This window comes from Aliirhizobium wenxiniae (genome assembly GCF_014201355.1).
In the GTDB taxonomy this organism is placed as follows: Bacteria; Pseudomonadota; Alphaproteobacteria; order Rhizobiales; family Rhizobiaceae; genus Neorhizobium; species Neorhizobium wenxiniae.
In genome coordinates, this window is the sequence record NZ_JACHEG010000001.1 from 979,513 (window position 1) to 996,485 (window position 16,973).

20 protein-coding genes are annotated in these 16,973 nt (G+C 59.4%); 9 read left to right on the top strand and 11 right to left on the bottom strand.

Translation table 11 applies throughout. The annotated features are described in order from the left end of the window. The first annotated feature begins 68 nt into the window (after positions 1 to 68). Positions 69 to 926: a xanthine dehydrogenase accessory protein XdhC gene (xdhC, locus tag HNQ72_RS04755; protein WP_183989990.1), complete on the top strand. Its 858-nt coding sequence runs from the start codon at positions 69 to 71 to the stop codon at positions 924 to 926. Here xdhC and HNQ72_RS04760 read toward each other — a convergent pair. Then, complete coding sequence (locus tag HNQ72_RS04760; RefSeq protein ID WP_183989992.1) at positions 900 to 1,154, bottom strand: hypothetical protein; 255 nt, start codon at positions 1,152 to 1,154, stop codon at positions 900 to 902. The genes xdhC and HNQ72_RS04760 overlap by 27 nt on opposite strands. A gap of 125 nt (positions 1,155 to 1,279) precedes the next feature. On the opposite strand from HNQ72_RS04760, the gene HNQ72_RS04765 reads away from it, so the two are divergent. Further along, entirely contained in the window at positions 1,280 to 2,224 is a 945-nt protein-coding gene (locus tag HNQ72_RS04765) for a LysR substrate-binding domain-containing protein (protein WP_183989994.1), read from the top strand. A gap of 13 nt (positions 2,225 to 2,237) precedes the next feature. Here the strand turns inward: HNQ72_RS04765 and HNQ72_RS04770 are convergent, their stop codons facing one another. Then, positions 2,238 to 2,474 (bottom strand): hypothetical protein, encoded by a 237-nt coding sequence (locus HNQ72_RS04770; RefSeq protein WP_183989996.1) that lies wholly within the window; start codon positions 2,472 to 2,474, stop codon positions 2,238 to 2,240. 115 nt (positions 2,475 to 2,589) lie between these two features. On the opposite strand from HNQ72_RS04770, the gene HNQ72_RS04775 reads away from it, so the two are divergent. Then, complete coding sequence (locus HNQ72_RS04775) at positions 2,590 to 3,486, top strand: LysR substrate-binding domain-containing protein (RefSeq protein WP_183989998.1); 897 nt, start codon at positions 2,590 to 2,592, stop codon at positions 3,484 to 3,486. A gap of 54 nt (positions 3,487 to 3,540) precedes the next feature. Here HNQ72_RS04775 and HNQ72_RS04780 read toward each other — a convergent pair whose 3' ends face one another. Next, a complete protein-coding gene (locus HNQ72_RS04780; RefSeq protein ID WP_183991310.1) occupies positions 3,541 to 3,876 on the bottom strand; it encodes a hypothetical protein in 336 nt (111 codons plus the stop codon). A gap of 401 nt (positions 3,877 to 4,277) precedes the next feature. On the opposite strand from HNQ72_RS04780, the gene HNQ72_RS04785 reads away from it, so the two are divergent. From HNQ72_RS04785 to HNQ72_RS04805, 5 genes are all read left to right on the top strand, one after another. Then, complete coding sequence (locus HNQ72_RS04785; RefSeq protein ID WP_183990000.1) at positions 4,278 to 5,759, top strand: S10 family peptidase; 1,482 nt, start codon at positions 4,278 to 4,280, stop codon at positions 5,757 to 5,759. Between the two features lie 137 nt (positions 5,760 to 5,896). Next, the gene (gene puuD, locus HNQ72_RS04790) at positions 5,897 to 7,126 is read left to right on the top strand and encodes a urate hydroxylase PuuD (protein WP_183990008.1); all 1,230 of its coding nucleotides are present in this window, start codon (positions 5,897 to 5,899) and stop codon (positions 7,124 to 7,126) included. Positions 7,127 to 7,148: 22 nt separating this feature from the next. After that, positions 7,149 to 8,459: a guanine deaminase gene (gene guaD, locus HNQ72_RS04795; RefSeq protein ID WP_183990010.1), complete on the top strand. Its 1,311-nt coding sequence runs from the start codon at positions 7,149 to 7,151 to the stop codon at positions 8,457 to 8,459. Between the two features lie 225 nt (positions 8,460 to 8,684). Next, positions 8,685 to 9,830 carry an alpha-hydroxy acid oxidase gene (locus tag HNQ72_RS04800; RefSeq protein WP_183990012.1) on the top strand — a complete coding sequence of 382 codons (1,146 nt, stop codon included), beginning with the start codon at positions 8,685 to 8,687 and terminating at the stop codon, positions 9,828 to 9,830. Between the two features lie 55 nt (positions 9,831 to 9,885). After that, positions 9,886 to 10,818 (top strand): lytic transglycosylase domain-containing protein, encoded by a 933-nt coding sequence (locus tag HNQ72_RS04805; protein ID WP_244654292.1) that lies wholly within the window; start codon positions 9,886 to 9,888, stop codon positions 10,816 to 10,818. Between the two features lie 18 nt (positions 10,819 to 10,836). On the opposite strand, the gene HNQ72_RS04810 is transcribed toward HNQ72_RS04805, so the two are convergent. From HNQ72_RS04810 to HNQ72_RS04845, 8 genes are all read right to left on the bottom strand, one after another. Further along, the gene (locus HNQ72_RS04810; RefSeq protein ID WP_183990014.1) at positions 10,837 to 11,601 is read right to left on the bottom strand and encodes a hypothetical protein; all 765 of its coding nucleotides are present in this window, start codon (positions 11,599 to 11,601) and stop codon (positions 10,837 to 10,839) included. Between the two features lie 93 nt (positions 11,602 to 11,694). Next, entirely contained in the window at positions 11,695 to 12,441 is a 747-nt protein-coding gene (locus HNQ72_RS04815; RefSeq protein WP_183990016.1) for a metallophosphoesterase family protein, read from the bottom strand. Further along, positions 12,441 to 12,797, bottom strand: coding sequence for a hydroxyisourate hydrolase (gene uraH / locus HNQ72_RS04820; RefSeq protein WP_183990024.1), 357 nt, complete (start codon positions 12,795 to 12,797; stop codon positions 12,441 to 12,443). Before uraH ends, HNQ72_RS04815 begins: the two co-directional genes overlap by 1 nt. Further along, positions 12,794 to 13,294: an ureidoglycolate lyase gene (locus HNQ72_RS04825; protein WP_183990026.1), complete on the bottom strand. Its 501-nt coding sequence runs from the start codon at positions 13,292 to 13,294 to the stop codon at positions 12,794 to 12,796. The genes uraH and HNQ72_RS04825 overlap by 4 nt, the downstream gene beginning before the upstream one ends. Positions 13,295 to 13,380: 86 nt before the next feature. After that, positions 13,381 to 13,878, bottom strand: coding sequence for a 2-oxo-4-hydroxy-4-carboxy-5-ureidoimidazoline decarboxylase (uraD, locus tag HNQ72_RS04830; protein WP_183990028.1), 498 nt, complete (start codon positions 13,876 to 13,878; stop codon positions 13,381 to 13,383). Further along, positions 13,875 to 14,819, bottom strand: coding sequence for an allantoinase PuuE (gene puuE / locus HNQ72_RS04835; protein ID WP_210319492.1), 945 nt, complete (start codon positions 14,817 to 14,819; stop codon positions 13,875 to 13,877). Before puuE ends, uraD begins: the two co-directional genes overlap by 4 nt. Before the next feature lie 88 nt (positions 14,820 to 14,907). Beyond that, positions 14,908 to 15,123: a hypothetical protein gene (locus HNQ72_RS04840; RefSeq protein ID WP_183990031.1), complete on the bottom strand. Its 216-nt coding sequence runs from the start codon at positions 15,121 to 15,123 to the stop codon at positions 14,908 to 14,910. A gap of 13 nt (positions 15,124 to 15,136) precedes the next feature. Next, positions 15,137 to 16,090: a homocysteine S-methyltransferase family protein gene (locus HNQ72_RS04845; protein ID WP_183990033.1), complete on the bottom strand. Its 954-nt coding sequence runs from the start codon at positions 16,088 to 16,090 to the stop codon at positions 15,137 to 15,139. Between the two features lie 158 nt (positions 16,091 to 16,248). Here HNQ72_RS04845 and HNQ72_RS04850 point away from each other — a divergent pair, with 158 nt between their 5' ends. Continuing rightward, positions 16,249 to 16,965 carry a TetR/AcrR family transcriptional regulator gene (locus tag HNQ72_RS04850; RefSeq protein ID WP_183990035.1) on the top strand — a complete coding sequence of 239 codons (717 nt, stop codon included), beginning with the start codon at positions 16,249 to 16,251 and terminating at the stop codon, positions 16,963 to 16,965. The last annotated feature ends 8 nt before the right edge of the window (positions 16,966 to 16,973 follow it).

Genomic DNA, 16,973 nt, shown 5'->3' on the forward strand with positions numbered 1-16,973 from the left:
AAAACACATGCAAAACGGTGGATCAAAAGAGTGATGCACCCAATTGTGAAGATGATATTGTCCCGAATATGAGCGAACCGTCCCTTTCCGCCTTTCTTGCCCGCAGCAGATCCGTCCTCGTCGATGTGACCGAGGCCAAAGGCTCGACACCGCGCGAGGCCGGTACCTACATGCTTGTGGCAGACAAGGCGATCTGGGGTACGATCGGCGGCGGTCAGTTCGAATACATGGCGATAGACAACGCGCGCGCAGTCCTGAAAGGCGGCGGCGAAGCCGCGATGAACATCCCGCTCGGCCCCGAAATCGGCCAATGCTGTGGAGGCCGCACAAGCCTGCGCTTCACTCTGGTGACGCCGCAGATTGCCGAGGCGCTGGAGTATCGGCTGGAGCGCGAACGCGACGAGCGCCCCGCCGTCTTTCTGTTCGGCGCGGGCCATGTCGGACTTGCGCTTGCAAAGGCGCTCCTGCCCCTGCCCTATGCCGTAACCGTCGTCGAGACGCGCAGGGAGGCGCTGGAGGACCTGCCCGTCGGCGTGACACCGCGCCTGGCGGCGATGCCCGAAGCCTCGGTGGATGATGTTCCACCCGGCGGCGCAGCGATCATACTCACCCACGATCACGCATTGGATTTCCTCATCGCCGAACGCGCGCTGGCAAGAGATGATCTCGGTTATGTCGGGATGATCGGCTCTGCGACCAAACGGGCGACCTTTTCTCACTGGCTAGACCGGCAGAACGGCGAAAACACCGCGCAGCGGGAGAGCGCTGCCATCATGATGTCCCGCCTCATCCTGCCGATTGGCGGCTCGACGGTCAGGGACAAGCGCCCGGAAGTGATTGCAGCCCTCGTCGCCGCAGAACTTCTGCATCACCTGCCGTTTCCCGCACCGAAGGCGGTACTAGAGCGGCAGATCGCGGCCGACTGAGCGCGGCCTGTCGCGCCAGAAAGCCTCGCTTCGTTCCGGCCGCGCCGCGTCCAATCCGACATCGGCACGCAGATCGTCCGGCAGGCCTGCCACGAGACCCCGTTTCGCGCCGAACAGACGACGGAAGAAGCGCGCGACATGCCTGTGCAAACGCTGTCGGAAAGAGCCGCGCAACAGTAGTGGCAAGGCCTGGGTAGCAGGCATGGAACTGGTGTTTGCGGATAGCATGATTTGCTCCACATCGATCGTTGAATTTGTCTTGATGCTCCAAGGAATGCCGCCGATTGCCGGGGATTTCCAATTCGATTACAGTCAACCACGATCAAGAGAACTTATGGTTAGAGGCATCCCTGATGAAACTGTCGCGCCAGCTTCCTTTGAATGCGCTGAGGGTCTTCGAGGCGGTCGCACGCCTTCAGAATTTCACCAGGGCAGCAGAAGAACTCGGCATGACGCAGACCGCCGTCAGCTACCAGATCAAGCTTCTCGAAGACCATCTCGGTGACACAGTCTTCATCCGCAAACCACGGGCCCTGCAACTGACCGAGACCGGCACACAGCTGCTGCCGAAAGTGTCAGAGGCTTTCGAACTGCTTGCAGAGGCGATGCAGGCGGCACGGCACACCATCGATGCCACGCTCGACATCCACTCTCCGCCAACATTTGCGTCTCACTGGCTATCACCTCGCCTCGCCGGCTTTCGCGCACTCCACCCCAATATCGGCGTGCGGCTTCTGCGCATGATGGACGCTTCGGAAAGGCAGGGCACGGTACCGGACATCACCATCAGGATTTCGGCCAAGCAGCCCGAAAACCTCGTCTGCCACCCGATCATGCGCCTTCGCTATTCTCCCATGCTGTCTCCAGAACTTGCTGCCAGCATCGGCGGAATCCATGAACCGGCGGACCTCCTGAAATTGCCCTGGATCTCCGAAATCGACGGCGCGTGGTTGGACTGGTTTGAAAGTGCCAAGATCAGCGCAGCCTCGATCCGGCCGACAAGCCTTGATGCGCTCGGCGCACAGGATATCGAAGCCAGGGCGGCGATCTCCGGCCATGGCGTGGCGATGCTCAGTCCCTTTTTCTTCCGTGACGATCTGTCGTCAGGTCGCCTGATCCAGCCCTTCGGCCTGTCCGCCGGGGACGGCAAGACCTATTGGCTCGCCTATCCGGCCGCGAGGCGCAACATGCGAAAGATCCAGGCATTCAGGCAATGGATCGAAGAGACCATGGCAACCGATCTCGCCGACCACGCTCTGCAAACCTTGCCTCCAGAAGCGCGCCCCGCAACCGCCTGAGCCGTTGTTCGCCTCACAGCGAATGCGGCACGCGCTCGATGATGTCCCAGGCGCTCGACCGGCCGGATCGATCGACCGTGCTTGGCGACACCCGTCCGTCAAGCATGCCCAGATCCCTTAGGTCATGCTCGCTCAAAGCCTCGTCATCGGCATGATTGGTCGCACCGACGCGGATACCGAAAAGCGCAGCCGCCAGACTTTCACTTCTGTCTTTAAGGCGCAGAAAACCAGTCAGCAAACCATTGGTCATGGTCGCATCTCCTTGTCTCACCATCATTGAACTGATGTCTATGATTGGAAGATGCGCCGGATTATGATGTATTTCCAACGAAACATCCGTCTGCATGCATAAAGAGATTTGATCCATGAAGATGTCGAAGCAATTTCCGCTGAACAGCCTACGCGTCTTCGAAGCGGCGGCGCGGCACATGAGCTTCACTCGTGCCGGGGAAGAACTGGGGCTGACGCAGACGGCCGTCAGCTATCAGATCAAGCTTCTGGAAGACACGATCGGGGAACAGTTCTTCCTGCGCCGGCCGCGGCAGGTCATGCTGACCGATGCAGGTGCAAGGCTGGCGCCGAAACTGACCGAGGCTTTCGAGATGATCGACGAGGCGCTTGCCGGCACGAAGAACCAGTCCGACAGCACCTTGATCATCCACACGACCGCCACCTTTGCCTCACGTTGGCTGGCCTATCATCTCGGCACCTTCCAGCTGGAAAATCCCGGCATCGCGGTAAGGCTTGAGACATCGCAAGAGATCGTCGATTTCACCCGAACGGAAGCGGACGTTGCAATCCGCAGTGGCAGCGGCCAATGGCCGGGCCTGAAGGTGCATTTCCTGATGAAGAGCGATTTCACCCCGATGCTGAGCCCGGCACTGGCGGAAACGATCGGCGGTGTTCACGAGCCGGAAGATATCCTCAAGCTCAGGATTATCGATCCCGGCGACATCTGGTGGCCTCACTGGTTTGCAGCAGCAGGACTGGACGAAGCCGAACTTGAAGGTCGCCCGATAAGCCGCTACGGCGCGCAATCTTTCGCGGCCGCAGCAGCAATAGCCGGTCAGGGTGTGGCGATCCTCAAACCGGAATTTTATGCCGACGACGTGGCACTGGGTCGCCTGATCCAGCCTTTCGACCTGAGTGCAACGGACGGAAGCGACTACTGGTTTGCCTATCCCGAAGCACGCAGGCACTCGAAGAAGATTACCGCCTTCCGCGAATTCATGCGCAAGATGATGCCGACCTTTCGCGACTGATCCCGGCCGCGATCCGGATCGCAAGCCAAATCACGCAAAAGACAACGGACAAGATCAATAGCTCATGTCGGGCGCATAGAAGCAGCGTAGCGTATCCTCGGTCGGATAGAGGCACAGGTGATATTCCTCATCCTTGGAACGACGGGCCTCGCTCTGCGGCATGGTGAAATGATGCGGCCGCGTGATCAGCCGGTGATCGCCAGGGCCGAGCGATATTTCGTACCCCTGATTGGTGATCTTGACGTTTCGCGTCGAGATCATCTGGCAGTCGCCGCTCTTACTGTCGCCGTTGCAGCAGTAACCGTCATATTTCCATTTTACGCCCATGGGACTGTGGGCTTCGTGAGCAGCGGCGGGAAACATCCCGACGCCAGAGAAGAACGCAATCATCGCACCTGTAGGAATGCATCGCCTGTGTTTGGGCATCAGCCTATTCTCCGTTGATGGATGCCATCCCCGGCGGTGTGACGGACGCAATACCCGGCACCGCCGGTTGAATTCGCAACTGCTACAATACCCGAGTCGCCTTAGCCGGCTAAGCCCCAAATTGGTGCAATGCACAATTATCTTGTTTAGCGACCTCGAAAGCACGCCGGGGGCCGCCGATCAACGCCCTGTCACATCGCCCGGTTCCAACGCGGGAACAAAATGCAATCTGGCGGGAAGCATCGCTTCCATCAGGCGGTGGCGAAGCTCTTGTTCAATTCGACGGCGAACTGAGCAGAAGTTGAGTTCCGGTGATTGGCGACATCGCCTATCCTTGGCAAAACATCCGGAAGGGAGGATTTGCCATGTCAATCCGCAGCCGCGCGATCCTTGGCCTTGTTCTGCTGGCAATCGTTGCCGGCCCAGCACATGGCCAGGATGCAGGAAGCCCTGCCGCCGGGCGATCAATCTTCGACCTCATCCCGGCAGATTCCACCACGGAGCACCTGCTGAAGACGCCGAGCGGCGATCTCCGCTACAGGGCGACCGCCGGAACCATGGACCTGTTCGGCCAGACCGGCGCAAGAAATGCCAGGATCTTCTACACGGCCTATACCGTTCCGGATGCGAAAACGCCCCGCCCCGTCACCTTTGCCTTCAATGGCGGCCCGGGCGCGGCATCGGCCTATCTGCATCTCGGCATGATGGGACCCAAGGTCGTCAATCTCGGCAGCGCCAAGGAGGACGGCACCAAGCCGGCGCTTCAAGACAATCCGGAAAGCTGGCTCCGTTTCACCGACCTTGTCTTCATCGACCCGGTCGGCACCGGCTGGAGCCGGGCCGCCCCCGACGCACAGAACGCCTTTTACGGTGTCAGACAGGACGCCGAGAGCCTGGCAAAATTCATCGCCCTCTACACGCAGAAAAACAACCGCCTCTCCTCTCCAAAATATCTTGCCGGGGAAAGCTACGGCGGCTTCCGCGCCGCAAAGGTGGCGAAGGCCCTGAAAGACAGCCAGGGCATTCTGGTCTCCGGTATCGTCATGGTCTCGCCGATGATCGATGGCCGCTTCCTGATGGCCGCGGATACCGATCCTGTCACCGCAGCCCTGCAACTGCCATCGCTGGCGGCAGCCGAGCTTGAACGGAAGGGAGAGTTTTCCGCAGAAAAGGTTCAGACAGCCGAAACCTTTGCAATGAGTGCCTATCTCGTCTCGCTTGCCGGCCCCACTCCTTCAGGAACGGAAGCCGAGGCACTTTACGCACGCGTTTCGAGCCTGACGGGACTGCCGGTCGATGTCGTAGCCCGCAGCCGAGGTTTCGTCAGTTCGGCATATCGGACGGAGGCGGCCGGGGACGGCCGGATCGTCAGTCTTTATGATGCATCGGATATGGTGGCGGACGCCTATCCGGAACGCTCGAATGTTACCAATGACGACAACATCCTGGACGGATATACGCGTGCCTACGGCGCACTCTTCGCCGCTTACGCGAGGAACGAACTGCACTTCGAAACCGACATGACCTATACGCTGCTGAACGGCGAGGTTAACCGCCAATGGGACTGGGACGGCCGCCGGTCGAATGCCTCTGCATCCGACGATATCCGTGACCTGCTCTCGGTCATCCCGTCCTTCCGGCTTTCTGTCCTGCACGGTTACAGCGATATCCTGACACCTTATGGCGTCTCGAAATTCATTCTGGACCACCTGCCCGTACAGCTCGCCAGAGGCCGCACCGAGCTGAAACTCTATCGCGGCGGCCACATGTTCTACAGCGATCCCAATTCGCGGCGGCAGGCAAACGAGGATATGCGCTCGTTTTATGAGGTGGCGACGCCGGGGTGAGCCAAGCCTCCGCCCTACGGATGGAAGCTCGGCTTCCGGCATGACCTTCTTTCACCCTGCGTCCTCCTGCCCCTTCCCTCCTCTCGATTTTTTCCTCACACTCACGAGTCGGGAACAAAAAGAACGGGAACAACCCAATGTATGAATATGCCATAGCCTGGGAATGGCTGAGTTTTGCCGTGCGCTGGCTGCACGTCGTCACCGCGGTCGCCTGGATCGGCTCATCCTTCTATTTCATCGCCCTCGATCTCGGGCTGGTAAAACGACCGCATCTGCCGCCGGGCGCCTATGGCGAGGAATGGCAGGTCCATGGCGGCGGCTTCTACCATATCCAGAAATATCTGGTCGCACCGGCCCAGATGCCGGAACATCTGACCTGGTTCAAATACGAGAGTTATTTCACTTGGCTCTCCGGCTTCCTGCTGCTCTGCATCGTCTATTATGGCGGCGCCGACCTCTTCCTCGTCGACCGATCGGTGATGGAACTGGAAAACTGGCAGGCAATCTGTCTGTCGCTGGCTTCGCTCTCCATCGGCTGGCTGTTCTACGACCAGCTCTGCAAGTCGAAGCTCGGCAACAATACCTGGGGTCTGATGATCCTGCTCTATATCCTGCTGGTGCTGATGGCTTGGGGTTATACGCAGGTATTCACCGGCCGCGCCGCCTTCCTGCATCTGGGCGCGTTTACCGCCACGATCATGTCGGCCAACGTGTTTTTCATCATCATTCCGAACCAGAAGATCGTCGTCGCCGACCTGATCGCAGGACGCACGCCGGATGCCAAATACGGGCGCATTGCCAAACAGCGATCACTGCACAACAACTACCTTGTTCTGCCGGTGATCTTCTTCATGCTGTCGAACCATTATCCGCTGGCCTTCGCCACCCATTTCAACTGGGTGATCGCCTCGCTGGTCTTCCTGATGGGCGTCACGATACGGCACTGGTTCAACACCACCCACGCAAGAAAGGGCAAGCCGACATGGACATGGCTTGTGACGGTGATCCTCTTTATCCTCATCATCTGGCTGTCGACGGTACCGAAATTGCTGACCGGCGAGACCGAAACGGCCTTGTCCCCCGTGAGCCAGAAATTCGCCTCCAACGCCCATTTCGAGGCCGCCCGTGATGTCGTCATGGCGCGCTGCTCCATGTGCCATGCGGCCGAACCAGTATGGGATGGCGTTCCCTTCACGCCCAAATCGGTGAAACTCGAAACCGACGCGGAGATTGCCAGTCATGCCCGGGAAATCTATATCCAGGCAGGACGAAGCCACGCCATGCCGCCCGGCAATATAACCGATCTCACGCCGGACGAGCGCAAGCTGCTGGTCGCATGGTATGAAAGCGCCATCGCCTCGCAATAGAATTCACTGACCCAAGGTTCACATGACAGACACCCTCATCCGCGGACGCCTCCTGTCCTTCAAGCGCGCGCCTCAGTCTCTGAGCGATAGCGACAGCTATCTTTACGAGCATGACGGCGGCCTGCTGATCGATGCAGACGGCAAGATCACTGCGGCGGGGGACTATGCCAGCGTCAAGACTGCCGCACCGGAGGATGTGGTCGAGATCGACCATCGGCCGCATCTGATCCTGCCCGGCTTCATCGACACCCATGTGCATTTTCCGCAAATGCAGGTCATCGCCTCCTACGCTGCGAACCTCTTGGAGTGGCTGAATACCTATACCTTCCCGGAGGAATGCCGCTTCGTCGAAAGCGAGCATGCGACGCGGATCGCAACGCATTTCTATGACGAGTTCCTCCGCCACGGCACGACGACCGCCGTCGCCTATTGCTCCGTCCACAAGACCTCGGCCGACGCCTTCTTCGCCGAAGCCCTGAAGCGCAACATGTGCATGGTCGGCGGCAAGGTGATGATGGACCGCAACGCCCCGCAGGGCCTGCTCGACACGCCGGAAATGGGCTATGACGAGACCCGCGCGGTGATCGAACAATGGCACGGCAAGGGCCGCAACCACGTCGCCATCACTCCGCGCTTCGCCATCACGTCGACACCGGAACAGATGTCGGCGACGCAAGCATTGGCGCAGGAATTCCCCGACCTTTTCATCCAGACGCATCTGTCGGAAAACCGGGAGGAAATTCGCTATACCTGCGAACTATATCCGGAAGCGAAGGACTATACGGATATCTATGCCCGTTACGGTCTGCTCGGGAAAAAGACCCTTCTCGGCCACGCAATCCATTTGTCAGAGCGGGAAATGGATGTCCTGTCAGAAACCGGCAGCATCGCCGTGCATTGCCCGACCTCAAACCTCTTCATCGGCTCTGGACTGTTTCCACTGCGACCGATGACACGCCGCGAAAAGCCGGTGCGCATCGCAGTCGCCACCGATATCGGCGGCGGCTCCAGCTATTCGATGCTGAGGACGATGGATGAGGCCTACAAGATCCAGCAGATATTGGGCGAACGCTTAAACCCGCTCGAAAGCTTTTACATGATGACCAGAGGCAACGCTAAGGCGCTTTCCATGGAGGCCGATATCGGCACTCTGGACATGGGCTCAGTGGCGGACCTAGTCATCCTCGATGCCGCGGCCACGCCTGCAATGAAGCTGCGCATGGAAACCGTCAACACGCTGCCGGAAGAACTCTTCCTGCTGCAGACTATGGGCGACGACCGCGCCGTGGTGGAGACCTATGTGGCCGGCAAGGCGATGAAGAGCGGGCTTTGAATAATTACCGCTTCCGGGCGCGGCTATAGACATCGGAGTGCTCGCGGCGGCGACAAGCGTGATCCTTGCGTCCACGACACGCTGCATCCTCAACACCTATTTCGCCCTAAATTCGGCAAGACGGTCGAGTGCCTACAAAAAATGCCAAAGGCATAGATTTTCGGTTTCCTCTCTGCATCGATATGCTACCTCTCGAAGCACAATTTTCGGGAGGAACCGTTTATCATGTCCAAGCCGCTTACTATCGCCGATCTGAAGACAATGGCCCGTCGTCGGGTGCCGAAAATGTTCTTCGATTATGCCGATAGCGGCGCCTGGACCGAAGGTACCTACCGCGCCAACGAGGACGATTTTTCCAAAATCAAACTGCGCCAGCGCGTACTGGTCGACATGACAAACCGCTCGCTGGCTACCACCATGGTCGGCCAGGATGTGTCGATGCCCGTGGCGCTCGCGCCGACCGGCCTCACCGGCATGCAGCATGCCGATGGCGAGATGCTGGCGGCAAAGGCTGCAGAAGACTTCGGCGTGCCCTTCACGCTCTCGACCATGAGCATATGCTCGATCGAGGATGTGAAATCGGTCACCAGCAAACCGTTCTGGTTCCAGCTTTATGTGATGAAGGATCGAGGCTTCATCGAACGCCTGATCGGCCGTGCCAAGGCCGCCGGATGCGGCGCGCTTGTCGTCACCGCCGACCTGCAGATCCTCGGCCAGCGCCACAAGGACCTGCGCAACGGTCTTTCAGCCCCGCCGAAATGGACACTGAACAGCGCCTTCCAGCTGGCGACCAAGCCATTCTGGTGCCTGGACATGCTGCAGACCAAGCGCCGAGGCTTTGGAAATATCGTCGGCCATGCCAGCAACGTCTCCGACCTCTCGTCGCTTTCGGCCTGGACGGCGGAACAGTTCGATCCGCGTCTTTCCTGGGACGATATCCGCTGGATCAAGGATCTGTGGGGCGGCAAGCTCATCATCAAGGGTATCCTTGACGAGGAAGACGCCCGCGCCGCCGCCGATACCGGTGCAGATGCCTTGATCGTCTCCAACCACGGCGGACGCCAGCTCGACGGCGCCCCCTCCTCCATCTCGATGCTGCCGAAGATCGTCGATGCCGTTGGCGACCGGATGGAAGTGCATTTCGACGGCGGCATCCGCTCCGGACAGGATGTGCTGAAGGCAGTGGCGCTCGGCGCCAAGGGCACCTATATCGGCCGCCCCTTCCTCTACGGCCTCGGCGCCATGGGCAAGCCGGGCGTGACGACAGCGCTCGAGATCATCCGCAAAGAGATGGACATCACCATGGCTTTGTGCGGAAAGCGCGACATCAAGGATTGCGGAACTAACATCATCGCTTCGTCCCCCTTCTGATTTGGGATAATGTCCAAAGCCGGTTAGGATAGCCCCCGCACGCAGCGGGGGCTAAATGAGCGGCTTTTTGCAGTCATTTGCGGTGGCAACGACAATCCTTGCCATGCTCGGCACAGAGAGCGTTCTGGCGTCCGAAAAAGCCGAGACCACCAAGCGCGAAGAGCCGACCTGCCTCTACGAGCGATCTGTCGGCGACAAGCCGGTCTGCATCCGCAAGGATTTCTTCAATGCCGATCTCTGCAGCGCAATCGAAAGATCGGCCAATAGCCACTCCATCCCACCCGACTTTTTCGCTCGTCTGATCTGGCGGGAAAGCCTGTTCCGCCCGGAGGCTGTCAGCCATAAGGGCGCGGAAGGCATCGCCCAGTTCATGCCATCGACGGCAAGGATGCGCGGCCTCGGCAACAGCTTTCATGTCCTTGACGCGCTGGACGCATCAGCCGCCTACCTGAAGGAAATGAGCATCCATTTCGGCAACCTTGGGTTTGCGGCGGCTGCCTACAACGCCGGGCAGAACGGCTTTTCCCGTTTTCTCGCCTCCGAAAGACTGCCGATCGAGACACGCGACTATGTCTTCGCCATCACCGGCACGCTGATTGAGACCTGGCGTGACAATCCGCCCGAAATCGCCGCCCCGCCTCTGGACAGGGACAAGTCCTTTCAGGATGCCTGTACGACGCTGGCTTCCACCCGCCGCATGACCGAACCCGTGCTGACAGGTTCCGCCGACTGGGCACCCTGGGGCGTACAACTGGCGGCACATTATCGCCCCGCCGTCGTCGATCGCCTGTTTACCAGCGCGATCCTTGCCCTGCCGGCGCCGCTGAATGAGGAACGGGCGCTGATCGTCAGGCAGCGCGGCGGCAATTTCGGTTATCGCCCGCGTTATGCGGCAAGGATCGGACGCGAGACGCGGCAGGAAGCAGCGAAACTCTGCAGCGCAATCAAGGCTGCCGGGGTCCCTTGCACCGTTTTCCGCAATCGCTGAATTACGTGCTGAGTTTCGTCAGCCGCACCAGCCGCCTTTGCCCGCTCCCGGTCGCTTGGCGAGACCTTCATTGACCAGCACGTCGGCGAGCGACCGGCCGTTGCGGGTCACGTCGCGCAGCTGATGCCCGTCGACCGTGGAATTGTTGCCCTGCCAGGTAACGAGTTCGAACGGGCCAGAATCGAGAAAGGCCCGCACCCGTAGTTTCGCATCACTGGCCTTGATCCGCTCAGCCTCGCAACGGGGCTTTTTGATATCCGGCACCTCAATGCCGACAAGACGGATTTTCTGGCCGTGGAAAACGAAGCGGTCAGCGGTCACCACGCAATCGTCCTGCTTGGCCGTGCCACAGAGAAAGAATTTTCCTTGATAGCCGCCGGCAAGGCCTTCACCGGATTTCGGAGCAGCAGCAGACAGGGAGGCAACCTCCAGACCCGGCTTGCCGACCGGCGCCGGTGGAATGATTGCGGCTGTCTGGGTCTGATCGGGCGGTCCGACCGGACGTGGTGGAACGGGAGTGACACCGCGATGTGATGGTGCGGGCTGCGGCTTGGCCACAGCCACCTTTTCCCGCGTCTCTTCCCGTGTGGTCGGGTGAGCTGGTTTATCTGTCGTCAGGCTGGCGACGAACTTCCGCGCCGGCGCAAAATTGTCGTAAAGCGCAATGCTGCCGCCGATCGCGACGAGCGCTGCCATCCACGGCCAGAACGAGGATCCCGACCGCGCCGGCGCACGTCTGCTGCTCTTGCGTTTCGAGCCTGATTTTGCGCGCGATGGGGCCATGGAATCATCTCCTGTCGAATCGGATAGGAGTATCGGCAGGAAGCCTTGCCGAATGGTTTCCAGAAACATCCGTGCCCGGATCATCCAGATGTTTTACACACGCCCCGTCGCCAAAGCGCTTGCCCATTCGGCCCGGCCATTGGCGGCGGCGAGCCTCGACATCGCCATGTGGTCATAGGGTACATTGCGGAAGATCGACGTCCAGCCGTGCTCCGTTTTCTCGATGACCGCATAGGAAGCCATGGTATGGCCGGTTTCCACCTTGTGGTAGAAAGGTGCGTCATCGTCATAGGCAGGTTGGCCGACGCTGCCGGGATTGACGATAAGTCGCCCGTCGGACAGCGACACCATGCGCGCAATATGGCTGTGACCGCAAAGAATAAGCGGCTGCTCGATGCCTTCGGCCAAGGTCTCGATCTCATCCGAAGGCCGCAACGTGACATGCCCTTGCGGCGAGACCGTCTCCAGCCAATAGAGATTATCGTCCTTCGGCGTAGCGTGGCAGAGGAAGACCTCATCTCGCCAGATCATGCTGGACGGCAGTTTGCGCAGCCAGTCGAAATGCCGGGGCGACATCTGGCGATGCGCATGCGCGTCCGACGCCTCCAGTTGATCGGCAGTCTTCTCGACAAGGTAGCGATCGTGATTGCCCCGCACTGTTCGCTCAGCCTTCGGGTCGAGCAACAAGAGAAGGTCGCCTGTCTGATCCGCCTCAAGCGGCCCGCTGAAACAATCGCCGAGATTGACAATGTCGCGGATGCCGAGTGCCGCGATATCGTCGAGCACGGCCTTCAGCGCTGTATGGTTCCCGTGAATATCGGCAATCGCGGCGAAACCCATCAGCTGCCTCGATAGGTGGAATAACCGTAGGGCGAGATGAGCAGCGGCACATGATAATGCGCCGTAATATCGGAAATGCCGAACCGGATCGGAATGACGTCGAGGAAGGCCGGCTCAGTGAGGGTGATACCTTGAGCACGCAGGTAATCGCCCGCATGAAAGACCAGCTCGTAAGTTCCGGCGACAAAAGTCTCGCCGATCAGGATCGGCCCGCCATCGACCCGCCCATCTGCATTGGTCCTCACCGACTTGACCGTCGTCCGCGTGGCTCCCTCGATCCGGTAGAGCTCGATCACAAGCCCTTCCGCCGGTTTGCCGGTTGCCGTATCGAGTACATGGGTGGTGAGACCGGTCATAGGCTTGGCTCCGAAATCCGGTAGGGCGTCTCGAAGAAGAACTCTTCGAGATTGGCAGTGGTATTGTCACGGTCGACAACGAGGAAATCACTGATCCCGCCGAGCGCCATCAGTGGATGATGCCAGGTATTGGGGAAATAGTTCACCCCTTGATGCGCCGCAGCCAGGAATATTTTCGGCTTCCCAGGTTTGCCATCCACGTCATCAGATACACCGACGAGAAACGGTCGGCCGGAAAGTGGTACGAAACTCTGGCTGCCATACGGATGCCGTTCCATCATTTCGACAGCATAGGGAAATTGCCGCGGCTGGCCACGGAAGATATTGAAGATCAGCCGCTCGGGCGCACCCACCACGATCGGCTCGGCCACCCCATGATAACGCTCCGTCGTACCATTATTGATCAGCCGCATCTTCGACGGATCGGCCTCGATGACGTCGCCATAGGGTGCAAAGACGGATTTCGAGAGGGGAAGGATTTCGAGAATTTCGGTCAATTCATTCGCCTTGCGCATGCCGGTTGCGGAGGTTTTCCAGATTAAAGAGAAGATCGGGATATCGCACCATGATCCGTGCCGCGCCTTCACCCTTCGGGTAAAAGCGCCAGCAATCGCAGATGAGCGATCCGCTCCACCTGCGCACAGGCGGTCGCAAATTCTTCCTCGGCGCTGTTGGATATGCGCGTCTCGAAAGCTGCAAGAATATCGCCCTTGTTCAGCCCTTTCACCGCAATGATGAAGGGAAATCCGAATTTCGTCGTATAGGCGGCATTCAGAGTCGTGAAGCGGGCGTGCTCTTCGGCGCTCAATCGGTCGAGGCCGGCGCCGGCCTGTTCCTGTTTGCTGTCTTCGGTCAGCTCGCCGACGATCGCAAGCCTGCCTGCCAGATCGGGATGCGAGCGCAGCACGGCAAGCCGTTCCCCTGCGTCTGCTTTGCGAAACTCCGAGACCATCGCCGCATGCACGCCCTTGGCGGTCAAAGGCACGAAGATCAGGCCGGCATCATAGGCGCGTTCCGCTATGAAAGGCGAATGTTCGAACACGCCGCCGAAGGTCGCGATGAAATCCCCTCTTGCCGTCATACGACACCTGCAGACCGGTGAGCCGGCTTGTGGTGTTCATGCCAGTGTTTTGCGATCTCGATACGCTGCGGAACCCAGACCTTGTCGTGCGAAGCGACATATTCCATGAACCGGCGCAGCGCCGCGATACGGCCCGGACGCCCCACGAGGCGACAATGCAGGCCGACCGACATCATCTTCGGACTGCCTTCCTCGCCCTCGCGGTAAAGCGTGTCGAATGCGTCCTTCAGATAGGTGAAGAACTGATCACCGGAATTGAACCCCTGCGGCGTGGCAAACCGCATGTCGTTGGTCTCAAGCGTATAAGGGATGATCAGGAACGGCTTGCCATCGATGCCCGGCACCCAATAGGGCAGATCGTCCGCATAGCTGTCGGATGAATAAAGAAACCCGCCCTCTTCCATGACGAGCTTCAGTGTATTGTCGGACGGCTTGCCCTGGTACATGCCGTATGGCCGCTCGCCGACAAGCTCGGTGTGCAGGCGCACAGCTTCGAAGATGTGCTCACGCTCCTTTTCGATCGGAAAATCCTTGTATTCCAGCCAGCGGTAACCGTGGCTGGCAATCTCCCAGCCTGCTTCCTTCATCGCCGCGACCGCTTCTGGGTTGCGCGCCATGGCAAGTGTCACGCCATAGACTGTGCATTGCATTTTCAGTTCGTTAAACAGCCGGAACAACCGCCAGAAACCCGCGCGTGAACCGTATTCGTAGATCGATTCCATATTGAGATTGCGCTGACCGGGCCAAGGAGCGGCGCCGACGATCTCGGACAACAGGTTCTCGGAGGCAGCATCGCCGTCGAGGATCGAGCTTTCACCGCCCTCTTCATAGTTGATGACGAACTGCACGGCGACATTCGCGCCGCCGGGCCATTTGGGGTCGGGACTGTTTCGACCATAGCCTACGAGATCGCGCGGGTAGTCTTTTATGGTTATTGGCATGTTCCACCTCGATTATTTGCGGCAACGGTAGCGCACCGCTTCCGCAGATGTCGAGATGCAAACTTGTCCCCGTGATCAGCTGAGCTGATCAGTTGAGGCGATCATCCTGCCACTCGTGATAGCCCCCGTCGCCGAGACCTATATCGCGCAGCATATACTCGTCGAATTCCAGCTTAGACGCGAATGGCGGCCGCCCGACGGTCGGGTCGGCGGATATGTCGAGCTCGTGATGCTCACGCCAGTGAATATGCGTCAGGGCAGAGAATGCCGTGGATAGTGCCGGAGGGAATGCAAATATAGACATGGAACCTTCTCCTTCATTCGGCCGCCGCTCGTGGCATGCAGGCCTCGCAGATAGCTGCCACGTGCCGGTGATCGGTGCCGCAGCAGCCACCCAATACACACATCGACGGATAACGTGCTCTCAGGCTGCGGTAATGTCGACCGAGCTCCTGAGGATCGCCGATATCGAGTTCAGTCGCCTCGTCCAGCTCTGCATGGCTCTTGGATGAGGCATTGGCGCGCACACCGCCGATCCTGTGCAGCCAGGTATCACCGTCGACGAAAGCCTGTTCGAAGTGGACGGGGTGGGCGCAGTTGACCATGTAATAGGCGGGACCATTTGCGGTCATGTCATCCGTCATCTCGATCGCTTCCCGCAAGGACATGCCGTTTGCGAGCCTCCCATTCGTCTCGACCGTGAAAGAGATCACGACGGGCAGCCCAGCCTCCCTGGCAGCCCGCACGATACCGATCGCCTCTTCGGTCGTGTTGATCGTCATGGCGCTCAGCATATCAACCACCGTTTCGGCAAAGGCATCGATCTGATGGGCGTGATAATCCTCCGCCTCGGCCACGGACATCCGGCCCTGTTTGTAGGCGTCTCCCCGCGGCCCGATCACGCCGTTGAGCAGAATGGGCATACCCGGCCCCTGCCATTTCTCCCGCAAGCCAGCGACATAGTCGACCGAGCGAATATTGAGCGCCCAGAGTGCGGCAAGATCATATCCGAGCTTTGCCGCCCAGTCGGGGTTGGCCCGCCAGGTCGGCGTATCGAGCAGGAAACCCCGCCCATACTTCCGCGCGAGCGATAGATAAGCTTCATAATAGGCATCCAGCTCGGCGCGCCCGCCGGCATCATCGATGAGCGGAAAGGACGCGAAAAAAGGCAGTTCCAGACCACGGTGGAAGATCAGCGTCGTCTCCAGCCCGCCATCGGTCAGATATATCTCTTGCCCCAGATGCGGCAGGCGTAGGCGATCGTTTTTCATCGTCATCTCCTGTGATATGATTGCCCCGGCGCAAAACAGGCATGTCCCGAAGCTGCAGCTTGCCCGTTTGTTTTGCGCCCGGTGGACGCTTTGATCTACGCGGCTTGCGGTACAGCACGGCAACATATCGAAAACGTGAGCTCGCTCAGGGGGATACCATGTCCCGAAAGACCGAGGATTTGGCCGGGCAAGGCCTGGATGGCGCAAAAACCGTACCGCCGGTACAGTTTCCCTACGCCCGCGTACCGAAAAAGGGTGAAGCAACTCGCGAGCGGATCCTCGAGGTCGCGCAGATATCCGTGCTTTCCAAGGGCTTTGCCGCGACCTCGATCGAGGAAGTCATCGCTGAAGCCGGTATCACCAAGAGCGGTTTTTTCTACCACTTCCACGACAAGAACGAACTCGCCCGCGAGATGCTACGCCGCTACGTGACCGAGAACGACCGCCTTTTCGACGACATTTTCGACCGCGGGCGAGAACTCGCGGACGATCCGCTGCAGGCTTTCCTGATTGGCCTCAAACTGCTGTCGGAACTGGTGCGCGACCTGCCAGGCGTCCATCCTGGCTGCATCATCGCTTCGATCTGTTATCAGGAGCGATTGTTTGATCGCGAGATCCACATGCTGAACGCCAGCTCTGTTGCCTCATGGAACAGGCGCTTCCTTGGCTATCTGGAAGAGATCGCCGCGGTGCACCCGCCGCAGGAGCCGATCGAACTGAAGGATCTCGCCAACATGTTGTCATGCACCTTCGACGGCGCCATCATCATGTCCAAGGTCCTGAACGATCCGACCCATCTGGAACGGCAGATCCTGAGCTACCGCACCTTCATCAAATTGCTGTTCAGCCAGCCACAGCCGGATCGACCGGTCTGAATCGGTGC

What these genes read in the sequence shown, in the direction of transcription:
- puuE (WP_210319492.1), bottom strand. Translation starts at nt 14,819, where the DNA reads ATGCCAATAACCATAAAAGACTACCCGCGCGATCTCGTAGGCTATGGT.
- HNQ72_RS04780 (WP_183991310.1), bottom strand. Translation starts at nt 3,876, where the DNA reads ATGATTGCGTTCTTCTCTGGCGTCGGGATGTTTCCCGCCGCTGCTCAC.
- HNQ72_RS04775 (WP_183989998.1), top strand. Translation starts at nt 2,590, where the DNA reads ATGAAGATGTCGAAGCAATTTCCGCTGAACAGCCTACGCGTCTTCGAA.
- HNQ72_RS04810 (WP_183990014.1), bottom strand. Translation starts at nt 11,601, where the DNA reads ATGGCCCCATCGCGCGCAAAATCAGGCTCGAAACGCAAGAGCAGCAGA.
- uraD (WP_183990028.1), bottom strand. Translation starts at nt 13,878, where the DNA reads ATGACGGCAAGAGGGGATTTCATCGCGACCTTCGGCGGCGTGTTCGAA.
- HNQ72_RS04805 (WP_244654292.1), top strand. Translation starts at nt 9,886, where the DNA reads ATGAGCGGCTTTTTGCAGTCATTTGCGGTGGCAACGACAATCCTTGCC.
- HNQ72_RS04840 (WP_183990031.1), bottom strand. Translation starts at nt 15,123, where the DNA reads ATGTCTATATTTGCATTCCCTCCGGCACTATCCACGGCATTCTCTGCC.
- HNQ72_RS04815 (WP_183990016.1), bottom strand. Translation starts at nt 12,441, where the DNA reads ATGGGTTTCGCCGCGATTGCCGATATTCACGGGAACCATACAGCGCTG.
- HNQ72_RS04845 (WP_183990033.1), bottom strand. Translation starts at nt 16,090, where the DNA reads ATGAAAAACGATCGCCTACGCCTGCCGCATCTGGGGCAAGAGATATAT.
- puuD (WP_183990008.1), top strand. Translation starts at nt 5,897, where the DNA reads ATGTATGAATATGCCATAGCCTGGGAATGGCTGAGTTTTGCCGTGCGC.
- xdhC (WP_183989990.1), top strand. Translation starts at nt 69, where the DNA reads ATGAGCGAACCGTCCCTTTCCGCCTTTCTTGCCCGCAGCAGATCCGTC.
- HNQ72_RS04770 (WP_183989996.1), bottom strand. Translation starts at nt 2,474, where the DNA reads ATGACCAATGGTTTGCTGACTGGTTTTCTGCGCCTTAAAGACAGAAGT.
- HNQ72_RS04850 (WP_183990035.1), top strand. Translation starts at nt 16,249, where the DNA reads ATGTCCCGAAAGACCGAGGATTTGGCCGGGCAAGGCCTGGATGGCGCA.
- HNQ72_RS04765 (WP_183989994.1), top strand. Translation starts at nt 1,280, where the DNA reads ATGAAACTGTCGCGCCAGCTTCCTTTGAATGCGCTGAGGGTCTTCGAG.
- guaD (WP_183990010.1), top strand. Translation starts at nt 7,149, where the DNA reads ATGACAGACACCCTCATCCGCGGACGCCTCCTGTCCTTCAAGCGCGCG.
- HNQ72_RS04785 (WP_183990000.1), top strand. Translation starts at nt 4,278, where the DNA reads ATGTCAATCCGCAGCCGCGCGATCCTTGGCCTTGTTCTGCTGGCAATC.
- HNQ72_RS04760 (WP_183989992.1), bottom strand. Translation starts at nt 1,154, where the DNA reads ATGCTATCCGCAAACACCAGTTCCATGCCTGCTACCCAGGCCTTGCCA.
- HNQ72_RS04800 (WP_183990012.1), top strand. Translation starts at nt 8,685, where the DNA reads ATGTCCAAGCCGCTTACTATCGCCGATCTGAAGACAATGGCCCGTCGT.
- uraH (WP_183990024.1), bottom strand. Translation starts at nt 12,797, where the DNA reads ATGACCGGTCTCACCACCCATGTACTCGATACGGCAACCGGCAAACCG.